At 38.7% G+C, this 18,044-nt stretch carries 17 protein-coding genes; 1 reads left to right on the forward strand and 16 read right to left on the reverse strand.

Annotation, left to right across the window (positions count from 1 at the left end):
• Positions 1-160 precede the first annotated feature (160 nt).
• The 16 genes from P0077_RS09170 to P0077_RS09245 all read right to left on the reverse strand — a co-directional run bounded on the left by P0077_RS09170 (position 161) and on the right by P0077_RS09245 (position 17,010).
• Positions 161-556: a hypothetical protein gene (locus P0077_RS09170; protein WP_276168868.1), complete on the reverse strand. Its 396-nt coding sequence runs from the start codon at positions 554-556 to the stop codon at positions 161-163.
• A gap of 8 nt (positions 557-564) precedes the next feature.
• The gene (gene pheS / locus P0077_RS09175) at positions 565-1,584 is read right to left on the reverse strand and encodes a phenylalanine--tRNA ligase subunit alpha (RefSeq protein WP_276168870.1); all 1,020 of its coding nucleotides are present in this window, start codon (positions 1,582-1,584) and stop codon (positions 565-567) included.
• 77 nt (positions 1,585-1,661) lie between these two features.
• Positions 1,662-3,542, reverse strand: coding sequence for a SulP family inorganic anion transporter (locus P0077_RS09180; RefSeq protein WP_276168872.1), 1,881 nt, complete (start codon positions 3,540-3,542; stop codon positions 1,662-1,664).
• A 49-nt stretch (positions 3,543-3,591) separates the two neighbouring features.
• Positions 3,592-4,218, reverse strand: coding sequence for a carbonic anhydrase (locus P0077_RS09185; protein WP_276168874.1), 627 nt, complete (start codon positions 4,216-4,218; stop codon positions 3,592-3,594).
• Between the two features lie 97 nt (positions 4,219-4,315).
• Positions 4,316-4,942, reverse strand: coding sequence for a carbonic anhydrase family protein (locus P0077_RS09190; protein ID WP_276168876.1), 627 nt, complete (start codon positions 4,940-4,942; stop codon positions 4,316-4,318).
• 16 nt (positions 4,943-4,958) lie between these two features.
• Positions 4,959-5,804 (reverse strand): universal stress protein, encoded by an 846-nt coding sequence (locus P0077_RS09195; RefSeq protein ID WP_276168879.1) that lies wholly within the window; start codon positions 5,802-5,804, stop codon positions 4,959-4,961.
• Positions 5,805-5,809: 5 nt separating this feature from the next.
• On the reverse strand, positions 5,810-7,402 hold the full coding sequence (locus tag P0077_RS09200) for a SulP family inorganic anion transporter (protein WP_276168881.1): 1,593 nt from the start codon (positions 7,400-7,402) through the stop codon (positions 5,810-5,812).
• Between the two features lie 76 nt (positions 7,403-7,478).
• Positions 7,479-7,775 (reverse strand): hypothetical protein, encoded by a 297-nt coding sequence (locus P0077_RS09205; protein WP_276168883.1) that lies wholly within the window; start codon positions 7,773-7,775, stop codon positions 7,479-7,481.
• Between the two features lie 60 nt (positions 7,776-7,835).
• Complete coding sequence (locus P0077_RS09210) at positions 7,836-8,594, reverse strand: tetratricopeptide repeat protein (protein ID WP_276168885.1); 759 nt, start codon at positions 8,592-8,594, stop codon at positions 7,836-7,838.
• A gap of 38 nt (positions 8,595-8,632) precedes the next feature.
• Positions 8,633-10,423, reverse strand: coding sequence for a BatD family protein (locus tag P0077_RS09215; protein WP_432422806.1), 1,791 nt, complete (start codon positions 10,421-10,423; stop codon positions 8,633-8,635).
• Positions 10,417-11,280 (reverse strand): tetratricopeptide repeat protein, encoded by an 864-nt coding sequence (locus P0077_RS09220; RefSeq protein ID WP_276168887.1) that lies wholly within the window; start codon positions 11,278-11,280, stop codon positions 10,417-10,419. The genes P0077_RS09215 and P0077_RS09220 overlap by 7 nt, the downstream gene beginning before the upstream one ends.
• A complete protein-coding gene (locus P0077_RS09225; RefSeq protein ID WP_276168888.1) occupies positions 11,280-12,326 on the reverse strand; it encodes a VWA domain-containing protein in 1,047 nt (348 codons plus the stop codon). The genes P0077_RS09220 and P0077_RS09225 overlap by 1 nt, the downstream gene beginning before the upstream one ends.
• A 60-nt stretch (positions 12,327-12,386) precedes the next feature.
• Positions 12,387-13,385: a vWA domain-containing protein gene (locus tag P0077_RS09230; RefSeq protein WP_276168889.1), complete on the reverse strand. Its 999-nt coding sequence runs from the start codon at positions 13,383-13,385 to the stop codon at positions 12,387-12,389.
• Positions 13,386-15,053: a hypothetical protein gene (locus tag P0077_RS09235; protein WP_276168890.1), complete on the reverse strand. Its 1,668-nt coding sequence runs from the start codon at positions 15,051-15,053 to the stop codon at positions 13,386-13,388.
• Positions 15,053-15,919, reverse strand: a complete 867-nt coding sequence (locus tag P0077_RS09240) for a DUF58 domain-containing protein (RefSeq protein WP_276168891.1) — start codon at positions 15,917-15,919, stop codon at positions 15,053-15,055. Before P0077_RS09240 ends, P0077_RS09235 begins: the two co-directional genes overlap by 1 nt.
• Before the next feature lie 89 nt (positions 15,920-16,008).
• Positions 16,009-17,010: an AAA family ATPase gene (locus P0077_RS09245; RefSeq protein WP_276168892.1), complete on the reverse strand. Its 1,002-nt coding sequence runs from the start codon at positions 17,008-17,010 to the stop codon at positions 16,009-16,011.
• 157 nt (positions 17,011-17,167) lie between these two features.
• Between P0077_RS09245 and P0077_RS09250 the strand changes: the two genes are divergently transcribed.
• Positions 17,168-18,043, forward strand: coding sequence for an aldo/keto reductase (locus P0077_RS09250; RefSeq protein ID WP_276168893.1), 876 nt, complete (start codon positions 17,168-17,170; stop codon positions 18,041-18,043).
• The last annotated feature ends 1 nt before the right edge of the window (position 18,044 follow it).

The raw sequence follows: 18,044 nt of genomic DNA on the forward strand, positions 1-18,044 counted from the left end.
AAGTGTCTTTTGAGGGCTTAACCAATTGGTTGTTAGCTTTTAATGTAATTTTTTGATAGGATTGTTTTTTAATAAACTATATGTTTTTAGGTATTGTCAAGACGTAAAGGCTCCAAATATAATCTAAGGAATGGGTAAAAACGAAAAATGAAGGTGTAGCTTACTTAGCAAAAATTCCGTCTTTTTCAATCAGTGGAATAGTAGTTAGACTTTTTTCTGAGACCGTGTTTTTTGGAAAGAGAAAACGTTTTTCAAAGAGTTTATCTTCTGCAAAGAAGGTCACAAAAAATTCATTGTCCAACGCAAGAACTTCTTCTTGTACCAATTCTATCTTTCTAAAAGTTTTGGACAGGATGGTACCAATACCATGCCGCATGGTTGAGGTTTTGCGTTCCTGGTCAAAACCTTTGGACACTACTATGGTCATTTCAATTGGGTCTACTCGGTTGTTTATGATGTAGGCATTCCATTCTTTGGAAAGAAACTCGTCGTTCCATTCCCTTATAAGGACTACATGAACATCTTTTGCAACAGGTATTTCAATATCTTTCTTCACACCTTATCTTATAATGCACTTTTAAACTGCTCTAAGAAGCGAACATCGTTTTCGCTCAATAGACGTATATCGGATATTTGGTGAAGCAACAATGCAATTCTGTCTATACCCATACCAAAAGCGAAACCGGAATATTCTTTTGAGTCAATACCACAGTTGTCCAATACATTGGGGTCAACCATGCCACAGCCCATAATCTCTAGCCACCCGGTACCTTTTGTCATTTTGTAGTCGGTTTCGGTTTCAAGGCCCCAGTATACATCTACTTCTGCACTAGGCTCCGTAAATGGAAAATATGATGGGCGTAAGCGAATCTTAGATTTTCCAAACAGTTCGGTGGTAAAGAATTGAAGTGTTTGCTTTAGGTCTGCGAACGATACGTCTTTATCAATATATAAACCTTCCACTTGGTGGAAAAAGCAATGGGAACGTGCCGAAATAGCTTCGTTACGATATACTCTTCCTGGTGATATGGTACGTATAGGCGGTTGATTGTTTTCCATATAGCGCACTTGTACGGATGACGTATGCGTACGCAATAAAATATCTGGATCGGTCTGAACAAAAAATGTGTCCTGCATATCTCGGGCGGGGTGATATTCAGGTAAGTTCAAGGCGGTAAAATTATGCCAATCATCTTCAATTTCTGGTCCTTCGGATACATTGAAACCTATTCTGGAGAAAATCTCAATAATTTGGTTCTTAACGATGGAAATAGGATGACGCGCCCCTAGTTCTATAGGTTCACCTGGCCGGGTTAAATCACCGTAGATGCCTTTTTCCTCAGTTTTACTTTCAAGTGCATCCCGTAAAGTATTTAGCTTTTCGTTCGCGGCTTGTTTTAACTGATTTATAGTCTGACCGAACTCCTTTTTTTGCTCATTGGGCACGTTTTTGAACTCCGCAAAGAAATCGTTCAAGAGGCCTTTTTTACCTAGGTATTTAATGCGGAAGCTTTCCAGTTCCTCTTTGGTGGTAGCAGTAAACGTTTCTACCTCTGTAATGTGCTTTTTTATGGTATCGATCATGATGTTCGGCTAAAGCCGCAAATTTAGGACTTTTGCGGCATTACCAAATACATTATTGGTCATAAATTGCTTCGCAGTTACGCCGAAGCTTCAATTGACCTATCATTTTTGTTTTGTTGTAAGTATTTTATGCAATCATTAAAGGTGTCAAAAATATGGTCTGTAGGTATTAAATCCGGTATTAAGTCTACACGCTCCATCATATAACGTGGCTGTTCCAGTACGTCTACAAACAGGACTTCTATATCAGAATTATGTAAATCTATAAGCACATCTTCTAAAGTGTAAAGACCGGATTGATCCATATACTGCATGCGATCCATTCTAATAATTACCGTTGATGCAGACCTAGGTATTTGATCGGCCAATATTTGAAATTCACTTGTAGAACCAAAGAATAATGGACCTTTAAGGTGTTTGATGAAAATTTTCTCCCTCAGGCTTCTAGGAATGCCAGTTTCATCTGCCCATCCTTCTTCTTTTTCCAAGGATTTTACATCCGATCTCTCAGCTGTAAGATCACCCATTTTCTTCATGAACATTAAAGAGGCAATTACCAAGCCAACACCTACTGCATAGACCAAATTCCATACGGAAGAAAGAACAAGTACAACCAGCATGATAACTACTTCCGAACTGAATTTGATAGGGCCTAAACTCATATCTTTAGGTAAACTAGGGATAGCTTTTAAACCTTTATAATCCATAACGCCAATACCTACGGTCACTAATATTCCAGCAAGTACCGCTGCCGGTATTTGAGAAGCTACGGGTCCTAATGCCAAAAGAATTACCAATAGCAATACACCGGCTACCATACCGGATAGTTTGGTTTTACCACCTGCGTTAATATTAACAACGGTTCGTATAGTCGCACCGGCTCCCGGAATACCTCCAAAAATGGCCGCAATACTATTTCCAATTCCCTGTCCCACTAATTCTTTATTGGGTTGATGCTTGGTTTTGGTCATATTATCAGCAACTACAGAGGTTAATAAGGAGTCAATAGCTCCTAGCAAGGCTAAAGTGAGGGCCGTGAAAATATAGGGTGTAACCGAGTTTAGTTCAAAACCGGTAAATATGTCTAGGTTGGGTACGGGAAAACCGCTTGGGATCTCTTCAATAGGTCTGTAGTTCAATCCAAAACCGTAAGCCACACCAGATACTACGATCAGTGCTACCAATGCACTGGGAATGGCTGTTGTTATTTTTTTGAACCCATAAATAATTGCAATGGTAGATAAGGCAAGAATAAGCTCTAACCAATTTATGTTCTGTAAAGCCCGGGGCATCACTTTAATAGCTCCTAAAACTCCAGAAGCTTCACTTTTTGCCAAGGTACGTGCTTCTTTGAGCATATCTTCTTCTGTAATACCTTCTGCACGTTTAATGGTTTCTTCAAAATTTTCTAGAACAAGAATGCCTTCTCCGGCTTCTTCTTTTAAGATATTGTCCAGAATAATCTCTTCTGCCATTGGTTTGTACTGATCAACAAAGGCTTCATCCTCTTTTGGATAGTAGCCTATAGCGGGTAGAATCTGTGTTACCAATATAATAACGCCAATTGCGGTCATAAAACCAGAGACAACGGGATACGGAATATAGCGTATGTATTTACCTATGCCTAAAAGACCAAGACCGATCTGCATAAGGCCTGCCAGTAGGAATACAATAAGAATTGCGGGCAATGCTTTTTCTATACTGCCATCGTTTATAGCAATGATACCGGCTATGACCACCATACTTACTGCGGTCATTGGTGCGGTTGGCCCAGAAATCTGGGTGTTGGTACCGCCAAAAAGGGCTGCAAAAAAACTAATGAATATAGCACCATAGAGTCCGGCGCTAGGGCCGAGGCCTGAGCTAACACCAAAAGCTAATGCTAAGGGTAGGGCAACAATACCGGCCGTTATACCTCCAAATAAGTCTCCTTTTAAGTTTGAGAAAAGATTTTTCATAGAGTTTAGATTAATGCTATTAGTTTAAGTTTCTTTTAAATGGACTCCATCAATCTAAATGATAGATTTCCATTATGTTTTTGAGATAACCTTCAAAATCTATTTTTAAGTCTATTAATTTTCCGGTATGGACATCAAATATCCAACCGTGTACTTTTAATCCGTGGTCACGAAATGCTTTTTGTACCACGGCTGTTTTAATTAGGTTTACACATTGTTCTTTTACGTTAAGCTCTACTAACCTATCGTATTTTTTTGATTCGTCTTCAATCTGGTTGAGTTCCTCTTTATGAAGACGATACACGTCACGAATATTACGCAACCATGGGTTCAGTACACCTAGGTCTTGTGATTGCATTGCGGCTTTGACGCCGCCACAAGCATAATGACCGCAAACAATAATGTGCTTTACTTTTAAATAATCTACGGCGGACTTTACAACAGAAAGTACATTAAGATCAATGCTGATTACCATATTCGCAATGTTGCGATGCACAAAGACTTCACCTGGCTTTGCGCCCATCACTTCTTCTGCCGTAACCCTACTATCCGAACAACCAATATATAGCAATTCCGGATTTTGGCCTTCTGCCAATTGCCCAAAATAGTCCGGATCTGTTTCTAATTTTTCAGCAATCCACTTTTCATTATTTTCAAAAACAGTATCTAGGTTCATTATGTAGTTTTTTACAAAATAAAACTAAATCTAGGGCAATACTTGAAAAAAAGGCCAATGCCAACATTGACCTTTTGTGTTTTACTGATTCAGACTACTAATAAAATACGACTTCTCCGTTAGATATGTCATACATAGCACCTACAATTTTAATCTCGCCCTTGTCTTCCATCTCGGCTAAAACCGGACTCTGCTGGCGAATGTTGTCTATGGTCAAAAGGACATTCTTTTCGGAAACCTTATCTACAAATTCAAGATTTTTTGAATTTCTCAGACTTTCATCCGCGGGCTCGGTCACGGCCTCTACTGCAGGTTCTATTTTATTGATTAAAGCTGTTAGGTTCCCCAATCTTGCATGGTCACAAGCCCCTTTTACAGCACCACAACTAGTGTGGCCCAATACAACAACAAGTTTGGTACCGGCAAGTTTACAGGCAAACTCCATACTGCCCAGAATATCTTCGTTAGAGAAGTTACCGGCAATACGAATACTGAAAATATCACCTAGACCTTGGTCAAAAACCAATTCTGCTGAAACTCTAGAGTCAATACAACTTAATATAGTGGCAAAAGGCCACTGTCCTTCACTAGTATCGTTTACTTGCTCTAAAAGGTTCCTATTGGCTTTCAAGTTTTGTTGAAAACGTTGGTTGCCTTCTTTTAAAAAGGTTAATGCCTTCTCAGGAGTCATTGTTGCTTGTGTCTCCTTAGTATGTGCTTTCATATTTCTTTATTTTAATTTATGCTATTTGTAAATTGCTTTGATACTCATAATTGGTTCGTTTTTCACCGGTAATCATGAGGGTGACCCCTAGTTTTTTTGCCATATCATACATGTTTGATATGGCGGGGATACTGTGATTTTCCTTTCTTTTTCGTTCTATAAATAATAAATCTATGTTGCTCATAGAAAGATAAGTAGGGAGCGTCTTTATTGTATTTTGATTATAATCGAATACGTAATTAACGGTCTTCTGCCCTAAAAACTGAAAGGGTTGCATCTGCGTCTTAGAACTATCAATAATATTGAAAGACTTTAATGGACTGTTGGCACAGGTAAAAAGGGTTTCACTGAAAGGGGAATTATTTAATTCACCTGAGCAATTGAGCATGCCAATTCCAATTTTTTTGCCTGGCTCAATACTGTTTTGTTCCGAGACAATCATTACAGATCCTTTAAAAGTACGCAAGACAAAGTTGGTGATTCTATCATTTATTGTATTGAAAGGTTTTATTTTTTTTCTTCCTAAAACAATAACATCAGGTTCATTGTCCGATAAATATCGGGCAATTTCAGCTTTTACATTGCCAAAAGTGCTGGTATAGCTAATAGGAACCCCGTAATCCTCTGATATTGGTGATACGATGTCTCTCATTCGCTTATCGGTTAAAATATACTCACGGTTTATAGTGCGTATTGCCGATAGTTGATTGTCCTTGCCTATGATCTGGGTAGGTTTTGTCACGTTAAAAACCTCTATTTCACCATCAATCATTTGTGCCAAGCTAACCGAACTTTTAAGAAGGCTAAGCATGCTGTCCGTCAAATCTGAGAATACCGCTATTTTATGTCTGGTCCTTCTCATAGCGCTTAACTTAGACTTATTTTAGATTTAGGTCTTGTTCTGAAAAACTCACTAAAACTAGGTGGGTTTTCTATTACACCACGTTTTGATACCAATTGAATATCTATGTTTCGCTCTTTCGCTTTTACCGAAAAATCATCTAAAATTTCAATAATATCAATATCCAGGTATCTGGTTTTAAGTAAGTTTAGTTCCAAATAAGTATCCCTTGGCAAACTGTCCAGTTCTTTAAGAATTGCTCCTTTGTTAAAAAAGGTTACTTCTTCTGCAAGGGTCATTTTTATTTTGTGCTTACCATTGCTAACATCTTCAATATGAAGAAAATGTGAGTTCTGGTAACTCTTTAATAGAATAACAACAATCCCAACAGCCAATCCTAAACTAATACCAATAAGTAAATCGGTAAACACAATACCTAGAACGGTAACAATAAAAGGAACGAATTGCTTCCATCCCAATTTGTACATTGTTGCAAAAAGTGCTGGTTTTGCCAGTTTGTAGCCTACAATAAAAAGGATTGCAGCCAATACGGACAAAGGAATCATGTTTAATAAAGTTGGAATAAGAATCACGGAAATCAGCAAGAAAAAGCCATGCATAATGGTAGATAATTTTGATTTTCCACCAGATTGTATATTTGCAGAACTACGTACAATTACCTGGGTAATAGGCAAACCTCCAACTAAACCAGAAAGTATATTACCAGCACCTTGCGCAAGTAGTTCTTTGTTTGTTGGTGTTACATTCTTCTCTGGATCTAGCTTGTCAGTTGCTTCAACACACAATAGGGTCTCTAAACTTGCTACCAATGCAATGGTGAAAGCTGTAACCCAAACTGCGGGATTTGCAATAGCTGCAAAATTTGGGAAGCTAAACTGGCCTATGAACGAGGCAGCATCTTCAGGGACTGGAACTTTTACCAAATGCTCGGACGAAATTGCCAAAGCTTCACTGTTTTGAGTCAGAACGAAAAATATAATACCTACGGCAACGGCAACCAATGGCCCTTGAATCAATTGAAATATTTTTCCTTTTTTTGAAAGAACTTTATCCCACAATAATAAAATTGATAACCCAATGATAGCAACTAGAGTAGCCCCGGGGCTAATGTTATTAACTGTGTTGATGATTTCAGAAAAGGTGTTTTCTCCGTCTACTTGGAAAAAAGCCCAATCGCCTTCTGGGTCAGGGTCGTAACCAAAAAAGTGGGGAATCTGTTTTAATATGATAATAATACCAATACCGGTCAGCATTCCTTTTATCACAGAAGAAGGAAAATAATATCCAATAACTCCTGCTTTTAAAATACCAAATACAACTTGAATAATACCACCTAGAACTACGGCAACCAAGAAGTTTTCAAAACCTCCCAAAGTGCCAATAGCGGTTAAGACAATCGCTGCCAATCCGGCCGCTGGTCCACTTACACCAATTTTTGAGCCACTAAGTGCTCCTACAACTACACCGCCAATTATACCGGCTATTACACCTGAAAATAATGGTGCTCCACTGGCCAAAGCAATACCCAAACATAGGGGTAGGGCCACAAAAAATACTACGACACTTGCTGGAAGGTCGCTCTTAAAAGTTTTGAACATATAATATAATAGTTTCGTCCCCAACAAAACATCGAGGACAAGTTTTAGCTAATCGAAATAAATTTTCTGGAAAAGATTAACTTATATGTTCGGGTGGGGGTAGAAGAATCTCAAGTGTGAAATCAATAGAGCCCATTGCGTAGTAGTGACCCATGGCGGACCTTTCTAATAGGGCTATTAGTGAGAAATCAAAATAATTGTTACTGACAAATTTTTCTTCTAAAGGCGATTTTTTACCAGCTTCTTGTTGCTCCTCTTCATTAAGATTTGTTACAATAACAGGGTTGTCAACATCTAGTAAAGTAATAACGCTCGGTGCTGCAATGGCGAAGAGCCAAAGAGAAAGCAGTAGAAAACGAGCAAAAACCTTCATAAGTTGTGTATAGTAAACGCAAATATAACACCAACTATTTTATTCATCGTTAAGGAAATATTAAAAATCCTTTAATGTCTTTATGTCTTCGGATGGAATCCAACCTGTAGTTCCATCAGAAATGCGGATTTTTTTCCAGTCGTTTAGTTCTTCTATAACGTTGACTTTCGTGCCTTCATGAAGTGCAAAAGCTTCTAGACCTCTTTTGTTTGGCTCGGCCTTTACACTGGCTTCTTTAGCAAAAACAATAGCCGGCCGGTCTGCTTTAAACTCGTTATACTGCAGGAAAGCAAAAACCACGGAGGTTATCATTATTAAAAGTGAAATTATGCTAAAGATAAAAGCAAGACGTTTTCTGGAGGAGTAATTAAAGTAGTAGAACGCTATATATAATAGAACAAAAAGCACCATAAAAATGATGGAGACATAGGCCCATTGGTCAAAAGTTAAGCTGCCTATAATACTATTATAAATTTTAGAAAGTCCGGTAACCGGTATTTGGTCAATAGCATCTAGGGTCATGTTCTGGGCATAACCTAGATTGTTCTTGATTTCACTATCATTAGGTTTTAGCAAAAGTGCCTTTTCATAATAATAGATACTTGGAGCAACTTGGTTGAGCTTATAGTATGCGTTTCCCAGGTTATAATAGAGTTCCGCGGAGTGCTTGCCGTTGCTTAAAATCTCTAAATAACTATCTACTGCCTTTTGGTACTCACCCACATTATAGGCTTCAGTAGCCTTGTCAAACAACGCATTGTTCTGGGCGGAAACCGTGAAGGTTAAAAAGGAAATAAGTATGAGAAGTATGTTTTTCACTTCGTTATTTTCAATTTGAATAATTTATAACTTTTTTGTTAAAGCTGTTTGTCTAAATGCGAAATTACCTCGCTAGCTTTATCATAATCCTGTTGCATCTGTACATCCGAAAAAGGACTGTAACGTGCCATTTCACAGTTTGTAAGCAATGAAATAAAACCTTCCGTGGTAGTGCTGTCTACCTGTTTTTCATTTAAAAGAGAGGTTATTTTATCTTTACTGAATTCCGATGTCTCAATCTTAAGTTTTGCTTTTAGGTAATTGTGCAATGCCTTTTCCAATGCAATGTAAAACGCCTCTTTGTTACCCAATTCTTTTTTGGCTTTAGAGAGAAACCTCCTTGCAAGCTTATTGGCTTTTCTAACTTTGTTACCCACTACATCGCTAGCAATTGCATCGCGTTTTTTACCTAACAAAATAGCTAGGGGAATTAATAGTAACGGCAATAACAACCATAGGTAGTAAGGTGTGGTACCAAAGAAGTAGCTAGAACCAATTGGTGCTAAATTGGGATTTAATTTTAGGAAATTGAATTGGTTTCCTACTGCTACGGTTTGTTTTGTATTTGTGTTTCCGCCTGCCGAATTTCCAATGCTAGAGTTGGTAGGTCCTTCTTTAACGTTGATAACAATTTCATCCGAAGCAATGGTCTTGTACGTCTTTGCACTAGGATCAAAATAGGTGAACGATATACTAGGAATCGGATATTTGCCCTTAAAGGAGGGTACAATTGTATAGCTGTTGCTAACTTTTCCCTGAGAACCAGATAGGGTGGTGCGTACGCTCTCATTAAATTCAGGTTCATAAACCTCAAGAGAACCTGGTAAATTGGGCTCAGGTAGTTGAAAGAGTTTTAAATTTCCTTTACCAGTAACCTCAACCTTTGCCTGTAACGATTCTGAAGCGTTCAGTGCGGTTTTACTGGTAGTTACAGAAAAATCAAAGCTACCAACGGCTCCACTAAAGTTAACGGGCTTCCCTTTTTCCGGTAATGGCTTTACGTTAATAGTGCGTTTTCCGGCGGACACCGTTTTGTTGGTTTGGGAATATATGCGGCCTCCAAAGAAATCACGCTTGTTGGACGGTACATCTACAGTAACATCCAATGAAAGCGGTTCAATCTCTAATTTTCCGGATTTCTGCGGATAAAGTACTACTCGTTTTAATACTACATAACGATAAGGCTTTCCTTTATACGTTCCATTTTCAGCAACAGGTCTGGAAACAGGAATATCTTGGCTCCAGAAGTTATTATATTTTGGATTGTCCAACGGTTGATAGTTGGAAACACTAATGGAAGGACTAACATATAGCTTATAAACCACACTTAAGCCTTCGTTTAGGTATGGGTCCGTTTTGGAAACTTCAGCAACCAGATGTAGACTTTCGTCTGCAACATCATCTGCGGTCATTTGATCGCTAGGTTTGTCTACGGCCGCTGTTACTTCCACCTTTTTTGCTAAGGACTTATATGTTTTTCCATCAATAACTATGGTAGCTTGCTTAATAGTCATATTGCCCCTAGTGGTAGGTGCTAACGTGTATGAATAGGTTTTGGAATAACTGCGTACCCCATTGATCCATGAAGAACTAATGGATTGTGAAGGACCCATCAAAACTCTGAATCCTTCAAAATCTGGCGGACTAAAATTATCACCATCCTTATTCATGGTGAAATCTACACGTAACCGCTCATTAATGCCTAGCTTGTCTTTACTGAGTTTCATCTCAAAGGTAATGCTCGCGTCATCTTGCGCGTTTACCGAAAAAACAAGAAGCAGTATGGGTAATAGTGCTACAAGGGTTTTATGTATAGTGGACTTTACCAATCTTTTTCGTTTTTTACCTTAACGCCTTTTACTTTTTGGGCGTCTATTTTTTCTTGTACTTTTTTCTCTTCGTTCTGCATGGCTTCAAGAAGATTTTGTACTTGCTGTTTACTTAATTGATTAGGTCGGGGCTGTTGTTGCTGTTCTTCGGGTTTATCACCTTCGCCTTGGTCAGGTTGCTTTTTCTGCTCTTCTTTTTCATCGCCTTCCCCTTCTTTATTCTCGTCTTTCTGTTCCTCGTTCTTATCGCCTTCGTCTCCCTTGTCTCCTTCGTCCTTTTTATCTTGGTCTTGGTTCTCTTCTTTGTTGTCCCCGTCCTTCTTGTCCTCGTTTTCGTCTTTTTGGTCTTCGTTCTTGTCCTGGTCGTCTTTGTTATCTTGGTTTTGGTCATTCTGCTCTTGTTCTTTTTCGAGCATCTTTTTTGCCAAAGCTAGATTGTAACGTGTTTCTTCATCTTTAGGATTGTTGCGAAGGGCTTCTTTATACGCTTCCACCGCTTTTTGATATTCTTTTCTTTTCATGAACACATTGCCCATGTTGTGGTAAGCACGGTGTTTATCTGCTTTATTGGTTGCTAGTTCCCCAGCTTGCTTGTAACGCCCAAAAGCTTCGCTATAGGTTTCTTTCTTGTAATAGGCATTTGCCAAATTGTAAGGTGCGGCAGAGTTCTCATCGCTTTTGGCAATAGCTTTTCTATAATCTACTTCGGCATCAATAAAATTATCTTCTGAGAGTGCTTTATTGCCTTCGTAAGTAAGATTTTTAGAAGCATCAAGTGCTTTTTCTCTTTCCTTTTCCTCGTCTTGTGCAAAAGAAACGAAACCGATAAAAAACAATATGAAAACAATATTTCTCATTATTCTATTTCTTTTTCGTTGAATAAATTCAGCTTTTTAAGCCATTTTGTTCGCTTTTCAAGAATAAAGATATCCAATAGCAAAAATAACAATCCAATTCCTAGAAACCATTGAAACTGGTCTTTGAATTCTGCAAATTGCTTGGCTTCAAACTCCTTTTTGTCCATTTGCAGGAGTTGTTCTTTTATCCGTTCTACGGCAGCCTCGGTGTTAGAACCATCAATATACTCGCCATTGCCATCATCTGCAATATCTATAAGAACATCTTCGTTCAATTTGGTAATGACCACTTCTCCTTGAGAATCTTTCTTAAGGCTTTCTACAACCCCATTTCTCTTAATTGGAATAGGAGCGCCCTTGGTTTTTCCAACCCCAATAGTATAAATCTGAATGCCTTCTTCTATGGCTTTCTCTACAGCATCATTTGTATTGCCTTCCGAGTGATCTTCCCCATCCGAAATAATAAAAAGCACACGGTTGGTCTGCTCTTCATCATTATAATAGGTGGTAGCCAGATTAATGGCCTCGTTAATGGCAGTACCTTGTGAGGTAAGCATATCTGTATTCATGCTTTGCAAGAACATTTTTGCCGCACCATAATCCGTTGTAATGGGCAGTTGCGGAAAGGCTTGTCCTGCATAGGCAATAATACCGATACGGTCACTTGCCAATTGGTTGATAATCTCGGAAACGAGGCGTTTGGCCTTCTCCAAACGGTTAGGGGCAATGTCTTCCGCCAACATACTTTTAGAGACATCTACGGCAAAAACCACGTCAACACCTTCGCGTTTTACGGTCTCCAATTTCGTGCCAATTTTAGGATTCACCAGCCCCAATGTCAGAAAGGTGATGCCCAACAAAAAGAACAAAAGTTTTAAGCCCGATTTAAAATTGGACTTGTCCGGTGAGAGACGTTTTAAAAGAGGTGTTTCGGCAAATTTCTTCTGTGTTCGCTTTTTCCAGAGTTGCAAAAGTGCGAACAAGACGATGATGACCGGTATTATGGCCAGTAAATAGAAATATATTTTTTCGTCTAATTGAATCATTCTGCTTTGTTCGTAGTTTGAATCTAATACAAGTTTGTCAAATATTGCACTAAAGAAATCTTAAATAAAACTTCTGAAAAGTGTATTTCTCAAAATCCATTCCAATAAAAGTAAGGCGCCGGCCAAGAGAACCCAAGGTCTGAATTTCTCTTCGTACTTGTAGTATTTGAATTCTTCTATCTCTGTTTTTTCAAGTTTGTTTATTTCGTCATAGATGGCCTCTAACTTTTCGTTATCAGTGGCCCTAAAATACTTCCCTCCTGTAACTTTTGCAATATCTTTTAAGAGGTCTTCATCAATTTCAACCTGGCGCATGCCATATCTAAAAGAACCGTCACTGTTATAAGCTACCGGAGAAAGTGCATTGCCATTAGTTCCCAAACCAATGGTATAGGTTTTAATTCCAAACTCTATAGCTAAATCTGCAGCGGTCTGCGGTTCTATAAAACCAGAATTGTTTACACCATCCGTCAATAGAATAATAATCTTGCTGGACGCTTTACTTTCTTTTAGGCGATTTACCGACGTAGCTAAGCCCATACCTATTGCCGTACCATCATTTAGCTGCCCATAAGTAATTTCCCGTAGCGCTCGTAGAACGATTTCCTTATCACTTGTTATGGGTGTTTTGGTGTAGCCTTCGCCTGCATAAGCAACCAAGCCAATACGATCATTAGGACGTTCCTTAATGAATTCCGCAGCAACGTCTTTTAAAGCGGCCAGACGATTAGGTTTAAGATCTCTTGCCAACATACTGGAAGAAACATCTATAGCCATAACAATGTCTATACCCTTGGTAGTTTTGGTTCTAGTAGAGATATCCTCTGTCTGTGGTCTTGCCATAGCCACAATAATTGCGGTAAGGGCGGATAGACGGAGCAAAAACAATAAAGGCTTTAATTTTGGAAGGAAGCCTATGTTTTCAAAACCTTTAATAGTGGGTATTTTTAAAGAGGCAACCTGTTCCTTACGTTTGTAGAAATACCAAAGCACGGCCAGTGGAAGCAATAATAGCAACCAAAAAAATTCCGGGTTTGCAAATGATATATTATCTAACATCTATAATTCTGTTTTTACTTCTACTGAGCCTAAAATCCGGTCTACTATTTCTTGGGCGTATTCATCTTCTTCTAGCCAATTTATAATAATCTGCTGTTGAAATCCTTTTCCGCCAAAAAGCAGTATGCTGTATTCGCCATCTACCAATTTATCTGATTCGGGTACTGGGAATTTACCACTACCAAAGACCTTAATTCCTTTTACGCCGGTAACGGTCACAAACTCTTCTTGTTTGGTGATGATGTTTTTTGCTCCTCCTTTTTCTAAATTCGTGATAAATGCTTCAATAGATTTATTGAACTCGGGCTCTACTTCCTGTGCCAAGGTGGTTGAGGTGGTACCTACCATAAAGAAGCCTTCGTTACTATTGTAACTGAACATTTGCAACTCTCTTATGGAGCCCTTCATTTCTGGCGTAAGTTTGGTTTCCTGTCTAGTGAGCACTTGAGGAGTCTCAAGACTTATAGGCGGGTAACCGTAAGAACTTGACACCCATTCGCCCTCCAAAAGTTCTTTTGTAGGGTGGCCAAGAATAGTATCCTTTACATATGTGAAACCGTAATAGGCGGAAGCAGCTGCAAATGAAATCACCAAAGCACCAATAACGGCCACGCTAGCATAAATAATCTTTTTCTTTTGTTTCTTTTTCTCGAGCTCCTCTTTGTATTCTTCTTGCTCCATCAATTCCTCCACTGTAGGCTCAGGCAGGGCATCATGGGTTTTGTGAACGATTTGCTCAATAGATTGGCGGTCTTGCTCGGCAACTGAAGTGTCCGGTTTGGATTTTGCGAACTTTACTAAATCTGCAGTCTGTAGAATACGTTTGAACTGTTGTAGCGTGTCATCATCTATTTTTAGTTCTCCCGCATCTTTAAGCAATTCAAGCTTGCCAATGAGTTCATCCGTTGTACTTTCCAAAGCGGAAACATTAGCATCTTCTTCCAGATAAGAACGAACAATGCCAGTCAGTTCTGAATAGTACTCTTTATACTCGTCTTGAATAAGGTATTTTGATTTTTCAAGATTTTTTAGTTCAAGTAAAGCCCGGTCATAGGGAGGTAAAAGCGCTACTTTTTCTTCTTCTGTTAGAGGTTTCTTTCTGAAAACAAACCAGTATAACAGGCCTCCAACTATAAGAAGCCCAAGGAGTACGAACAAAAGAATTTTCCAAATGGCAGCGTAGCTCTTATCTACTTCCATGAGGGGTTTAATGTCGTACATCTTCTGCGCTAAGGTGTCTACGGCAACATTCGTAACATTAACTACGCGAGTTGAATCCGTTAAAAATCCTTCTCCATTAATTTCTATTCGCTGTGCGGGCACTTTATATGAACCAGAATCAAATTGGGTAAGGGCGTAGATTTTCTGTAGGGTCATTCGGTCGTTCAGACGTGTGGTATCCGTAGCAAATGCTTCTACCGTTTCTAAGGGCGAAAATGTTTGCCCCTCTGGGAAAATAACCTGTGCTGTTGTATCCGTTTCTACCGTGACGGTAAATGTTATCTGGTCTCCAATTTTTATGGAGGTAGTATCGATCTTGGTACTTACTTTGGGAGTGGTTTGTGAAAAAGCGGAAAACCCTACAAACAAAACGCAAAGTAAAACACATCGCTTTAAAAGCAATGTATAGTTGTTGTTAGAATAGTTTATAAAGTATTTATTTAGCATTAACCTCTGCGCTTAAAATAGCCTAATAATTTTTTTACATAACTCTCGTCTACCCTACAATCTATGACTCCGCAGCCAGATTTAGAAAACGTGTTCTTATAATAATCCACTCGTTGTCTATAATACGCCTCGTAAGACCTACGCACACTCTTTGACTGGGTGTTTACTAGGCTTATCTTGCCGGTTTCTGCATCTTGCATTTGAACCATGCCTAGGTTGGGTATGGACTCTTCATGCTCATCATACACCCGTATACCCGTAAGGTCGTGTTTGTTGCCAGAAATTTTTAAAGTCTTTTCGTAGTCCTCAGCGATAAAATCCGATAGCACAAAAACTATTGCCTTTTTCTTCATTACACTACTCAAGAACTTAAGGGCGGCAGCAACATCCGTTTTGTTACTTTTTGGTTTAAATTCTAGCAATTCCCTAATGATGCGAAGCACATGGCTTTTTCCTTTTTTAGGAGGGATAAAAAGCTCTATCTCGTCAGAAAAAAGAATAAGACCTGCTTTATCATTGTTCTGTAATGCAGAAAAGGCCAAAGTTGCCGATATTTCTGTAATTACATCTTTTTTAAACTGATTTGTAGTACCAAAAAGTTCTGAGCCACTTACATCTACCATGAGCATCATGGTAAGCTCACGTTCTTCTTCAAAAACTTTAATATAGGGTTCATTGTAGCGAGCGGTAACGTTCCAGTCAATAGTGCGGACATCATCACCAAACTGATACTGGCGAACTTCACTAAAGGTCATACCGCGCCCTTTAAACGTAGAGTGGTATTCCCCGCCAAAAATATGATCGGACAGACGGCGTGTCTTTATCTCGATCTTCCGTACTTTTTTAAGTAGCTCTTTAGTATCCATTTCTCAGCAAACAGTTTTCAACAAGCAGTTTCTAATGGTAGGAGACAAAGTGTCTGTTACTACCGGCAACATCTGCAAACGTCTACCTTTTAAGGTACTTCAATCTCGTTAACAATTTTATTGATGATTTCTTCGGAAGTAATATTCTCGGCCTCCGCCTCATAGGTAATTCCTATTCTATGGCGTAGAACATCATGAACTATGGCTCTTACGTCTTCAGGAACAACATAACCTCTCCTTTTGATGAAAGCGTAACATTTTGCTGCAGTGCCCAAGTTAATACTACCCCTTGGTGAAGCGCCAAAACTAATAAGAGGTTTTAAATCTTCAAGGTTGTATTTCTCTGGATATCTAGTAGCAAAAACAATATCTAGAATATATTTTTCTATTTTTTCGTCCATGTAAACTTCACGAACAGCCTTTTGGGCACTTAGTATTTGCTCAATACTAACTACCGGATTCACCGTATCATAAGACCCTAATAAATTCTGGCGCATAATCATTTGCTCCTCGTTCAATTTTGGGTAGTCAATAACGGTCTTTAGCATAAAACGGTCAACCTGTGCTTCCGGTAAGGGATATGTTCCTTCTTGCTCCACTGGGTTTTGCGTTGCCATAACCAAAAATGGCTTGTCTAAGGTAAAAGTTTCGTCACCAATAGTTACCTGCTTCTCCTGCATGGCCTCTAAAAGTGCGGATTGCACTTTGGCCGGAGCACGGTTAATCTCATCTGCTAACACAAAATTTGCGAAAATCGGACCTTTCTTTATTGAAAAGTCGTTCTCTTTCATATTGTAGATCAATGTACCTGTAACATCCGCAGGTAAAAGGTCTGGTGTAAACTGAATTCTGCTAAAACTACCTTTCACTGCTTTTGACAATGTGTTAATGGCCAATGTTTTTGCCAAACCAGGTACACCTTCCAATAAAATGTGACCTTGGCCAAGTAAACCAATAAGTAATCTTTCAACCATGTGTTTTTGGCCAACGATTACTTTGTTCATTTCTAATATCAATAAGTCGATAAATGCACTCTCTTGTGCAATTTTCTCGTTTACCGCATTAATATCTACCGTAGTATTTTCTTCCATATAAGATTACAAATTTTGGTTTAGGCCGGTTGTTATTAAACAGGCATGCAAATTGAAAATTTATTAGCTGCTTCGCTGTTAATGATTGGTTAAAAAAAAAGTTGAAACCCTCTTTTTATGAAGTTTTTAAGGGATTTCTTTTTAATTTAACCGCTCTATGCAAAAGAACAATTTTTATTCCAAAGTTATAGCAGGAACTATGACTTGGGGCAGCTGGGGAAAAGGTTTTTCCAAATCTAGTATGATTGAGCTAATGAACCACTGTTTGGAAACAGGGATAACCACCTTTGACCACGCTGATATTTATGGGGGATACACTACCGAAGAAGATTTTGGAAATGCGTTTAAAGAGAGTGGTATTTCGCGTGAATCTATCCAATTAATTTCTAAATGTGGGATTCAAATAGATTCCGAAGCCCGAAAAAATCAGGTAAAACATTACAACTACAGCTCAGATTATATTATTTGGTCTGCAGAACAATCGCTTCAAAAACTAAAAACGGATTATTTGGACTTGCTTTTGCTGCATAGGCCAAGCCCTTTGATGGAACCAAACAACATTGCTGCTGCAATTGTAAGATTAAAAGAACAAGGAAAAATAAAGAGTTTTGGAGTATCTAATTTTTTGCCGTCCCAAATAGCGCTTGTAGAAACGGTAATGCCTATAGAAGGGAATCAGGTGGAATTTTCTTTAACGCAAAGCGATGTAATGTATGACGGCACTTTAGACGATTGTTTGGCGAACCAAAGAATGGTAATGTCTTATAGTCCACTTGGCTCGTATTTCAGGAATGATGATGAGGTTTCAAAACGATTAAAAAATGCCATGAAACCCATGCTTGAGAAATATGAGGTTACTGAAGACCAATTGTTGTTAGCGTGGGTGATGAAGCATCCTTCCAAAGTGTTTCCGGTTGTAGGTACGGCCACTAAGTCTCGCTTGTCCGCAGCAATTGAAGCTACAAAAATTGAAATAGAAAAAACTGATTGGTTTATTTTGTTGGAAGCTGCAAAAGGTCATGAAGTTGCTTAAA

Origin of the sequence: Zobellia alginiliquefaciens (genome assembly GCF_029323795.1) — a bacterium.
GTDB lineage: Bacteria > Bacteroidota > Bacteroidia > Flavobacteriales > Flavobacteriaceae > Zobellia > Zobellia alginiliquefaciens.

Coding starts and splice junctions, on each gene's coding strand:
- pheS (WP_276168870.1), bottom strand. CDS start 1,584: ATGATCGATACCATAAAAAAGCACATTACAGAGGTAGAAACGTTTACT.
- P0077_RS09180 (WP_276168872.1), bottom strand. CDS start 3,542: ATGAAAAATCTTTTCTCAAACTTAAAAGGAGACTTATTTGGAGGTATA.
- P0077_RS09185 (WP_276168874.1), bottom strand. CDS start 4,218: ATGAACCTAGATACTGTTTTTGAAAATAATGAAAAGTGGATTGCTGAA.
- P0077_RS09190 (WP_276168876.1), bottom strand. CDS start 4,942: ATGAAAGCACATACTAAGGAGACACAAGCAACAATGACTCCTGAGAAG.
- P0077_RS09195 (WP_276168879.1), bottom strand. CDS start 5,804: ATGAGAAGGACCAGACATAAAATAGCGGTATTCTCAGATTTGACGGAC.
- P0077_RS09200 (WP_276168881.1), bottom strand. CDS start 7,402: ATGTTCAAAACTTTTAAGAGCGACCTTCCAGCAAGTGTCGTAGTATTT.
- P0077_RS09205 (WP_276168883.1), bottom strand. CDS start 7,775: ATGAAGGTTTTTGCTCGTTTTCTACTGCTTTCTCTTTGGCTCTTCGCC.
- P0077_RS09220 (WP_276168887.1), bottom strand. CDS start 11,280: ATGAGAAATATTGTTTTCATATTGTTTTTTATCGGTTTCGTTTCTTTT.
- P0077_RS09225 (WP_276168888.1), bottom strand. CDS start 12,326: ATGATTCAATTAGACGAAAAAATATATTTCTATTTACTGGCCATAATA.
- P0077_RS09230 (WP_276168889.1), bottom strand. CDS start 13,385: ATGTTAGATAATATATCATTTGCAAACCCGGAATTTTTTTGGTTGCTA.
- P0077_RS09235 (WP_276168890.1), bottom strand. CDS start 15,053: ATGCTAAATAAATACTTTATAAACTATTCTAACAACAACTATACATTG.
- P0077_RS09240 (WP_276168891.1), bottom strand. CDS start 15,919: ATGGATACTAAAGAGCTACTTAAAAAAGTACGGAAGATCGAGATAAAG.
- P0077_RS09245 (WP_276168892.1), bottom strand. CDS start 17,010: ATGGAAGAAAATACTACGGTAGATATTAATGCGGTAAACGAGAAAATT.
- P0077_RS09250 (WP_276168893.1), top strand. CDS start 17,168: ATGCAAAAGAACAATTTTTATTCCAAAGTTATAGCAGGAACTATGACT.